The organism is Chamaesiphon sp. VAR_48_metabat_135_sub (assembly GCF_031418915.1).
Classification (GTDB): domain Bacteria; phylum Cyanobacteriota; class Cyanobacteriia; order Cyanobacteriales; family Chamaesiphonaceae; genus Chamaesiphon.
The window spans coordinates 1-2,272 of the sequence record NZ_JANOJV010000248.1 but is presented as its reverse complement, the minus strand read 5'-3'; the positions used below and the strand labels follow the sequence as shown (position 1 = coordinate 2,272).

Annotated in this window: 4 protein-coding genes; 1 reads left to right on the top strand and 3 read right to left on the bottom strand. The window is 40.6% G+C overall.

Annotated elements, in window-relative coordinates:
- Positions 1-176: 176 nt before the first annotated feature.
- From RMO55_RS17215 to RMO55_RS17205, 3 genes are all read right to left on the bottom strand, one after another.
- Complete coding sequence (locus RMO55_RS17215) at positions 177-323, bottom strand: hypothetical protein (RefSeq protein WP_310428522.1); 147 nt, start codon at positions 321-323, stop codon at positions 177-179.
- A gap of 114 nt (positions 324-437) precedes the next feature.
- On the bottom strand, positions 438-959 hold the full coding sequence (locus tag RMO55_RS17210) for an RICIN domain-containing protein (RefSeq protein WP_310428520.1): 522 nt from the start codon (positions 957-959) through the stop codon (positions 438-440).
- A gap of 678 nt (positions 960-1,637) precedes the next feature.
- Entirely contained in the window at positions 1,638-1,967 is a 330-nt protein-coding gene (locus RMO55_RS17205) for a metalloregulator ArsR/SmtB family transcription factor (protein WP_310428518.1), read from the bottom strand.
- Positions 1,968-2,088: 121 nt separating this feature from the next.
- Between RMO55_RS17205 and RMO55_RS17200 the strand changes: the two genes are divergently transcribed.
- A partial coding sequence (locus RMO55_RS17200) for a glyceraldehyde 3-phosphate dehydrogenase NAD-binding domain-containing protein (protein ID WP_310428515.1) occupies positions 2,089-2,272 on the top strand: 184 nt, incomplete at its 3' end.

Sequence of the window (2,272 nt, the reverse complement as noted above, 5' to 3'; positions counted from 1 at the left end):
AGGGCATCACCATTAATACTAAATTCTTCTACCCCAATCTTTTCTACTGTTTTTACTTCATGCTCTCCGGTTACTAATTCAGTTTGGATTGTTTCGACGTTTTCTTGAAAGTTATCATTTTGGACGTTCATGTTATTATTTCCTATCCTTAATTGTGTTTACAAATCAGCTACAATCTAGAGAAAATCAGCAGCAAACTGAGCACGGGTAGTCGGTTGCTGCAAAATTAATCCCTCACCGCCTAATGGATGGTTACTATCGATCGATTGTCCTTTTTGATTAGGATCGAGACTAAATGCCAAAATTAATTGTTGCCATTTCATAGATTTTATTCTTGCTAATCCTAAGACAGGTGAATATTCCTCATGGTATTAAAAAAAGATGAGGAACCTGTGAGAAAAGTTATCCTCTCAGCAGTTTTAATCATTAGCAGTATATTAAGGAGTGCTGGTAATTCTCCAGCTCTGCCCAGAAATATTGTCACACTTAGCCATCGTCAGCCTATTATTTCTACCGTCATTGAGAACGTTCAAACAATTACTCGCACCTGTCAGCGCATTCGTCACAAAATAATAGCCGGAGGAACCAGAAATTGTCTTGCTAGGTGTAACGCTCCAGAGTTGTCCAGGCAAGCCGCTACATTTAGCCATTGTTACTTTATTATTTTCACCGTCATTAATAATGTTCAGGCATTTATCCATACCTGTAAATGGAGTTTGCAACTGATAAGCTTGAGGATTTTTTTCACTAGCTGTCATGCTCCAGCGTTGTCCAGCGACATTGGCACACTTAGTCATCGTCAACCTATTATTTTTACCATCTTCGATAATATCTAAACAACTATCTGCACCTGTAAGTGTGTTTCGCAATCGGTTTTGTTTGACCTGAGCTTTAACTTCGGTAGCTAGTAGACTAGCCAAGATTATTGGTAAAATAATGATAGTTTTTTTGAGTTTCATACAAGTATAGATTTATTTATTTCTTGTAGTCTATCAGTTGGATATAGATGATAGCATCTATCAAATGAGTGATTTTTAGGGCGATCGATAGAGTCAATAGGCAGAGATATATTCAACCCCCAAATTATTTAGAAAGATTTCCTCCGGCTAATGTTATAATTTAGTCGATACCAGTCTGTTTTTCTATGACCAATTCCCAGCAGCAGTCGCAAGAAATTCTCGACTGATTAGCCTTTATAGAATTCGATTCTCCTACAGAGACGCTGCGCGAACGATGTTCGGAAAAGGACTTCAAAAAGAGAAGCAGAATGGAGCCAATGAAGCTGAGTTTTATCGCCCTGCTCGACTATCTGAATCGAGCGATTCAGGGGATGAAAGACCCTCGCCTTGCCAGTAATGCAACTAAATATAGCCTAGGTGATGCTGTATGAGGAGCATTCTCAGTGTTCTTCATGCAAAGCGAATCTTGTTTGGAGCATCAGCGGCACATGGAGATCAATCAGGGCAAAAGTAATGCGAGTAATCTTTTTGGCATGATTAAAGTACCAACAGTGCCACACATCCGTAATCTTGTGGACGGGATTTCAGCAACCTCACGATCGTCAGTGTTTACTCGACCCCTAATCCTGCTGTCAATTCTTCCTAGTTTTTTGAATTTAGAATTGCTGATATTTTATTTTAAGAGAGCACCTCTCGCAAGGATACTAATTGTGCTTGAACGATTCGATAGTAGATCCAGGTGCCTCGACGCTCTTTTGACAATAAACCTGCCTCATACATCACCTTGAGGTGGTGGCTTACTGTTGGCTGCGAAAGTCCCAGCGATTCTACCAATTCGCAAGCACAAACCTCTCCACTCGGCTGTGCGGCAATTAGACTCAACAACTGGAGCCGTGCTGGTTCACCCAATACTCGAAACAAAACTGCTGCACTAGCGGCTTCTGCTCCAGTCAGGCGACCAGCTAATAGAGGCGGACAACAAAAAATAGGTAACTTTGAAGATTTCATAACTTCTATATTGACATATATCGATGTAGATTGATAAGATATCGATGCTTGTCAATATCAACGATTCTAAATATAGAGTCATGTAAATATAAAGACTTAAAACTTTAGAAGAGAAAAATAAATGACAATTCGTGTAGGCATCAATGGATTTGGTCGGATTGGACGGTTAGATTTGCGGGCGGCGTGGGGTTGGCCGGAACTAGAATTCGTGCATATCAATGAGGTTAAAGGCGGGGCTGAGGCAGCAGCACATTTACTCAAGTTTGATTCTGTCCACGGACGTTGGGCACCAGAAGTAGAAGCTG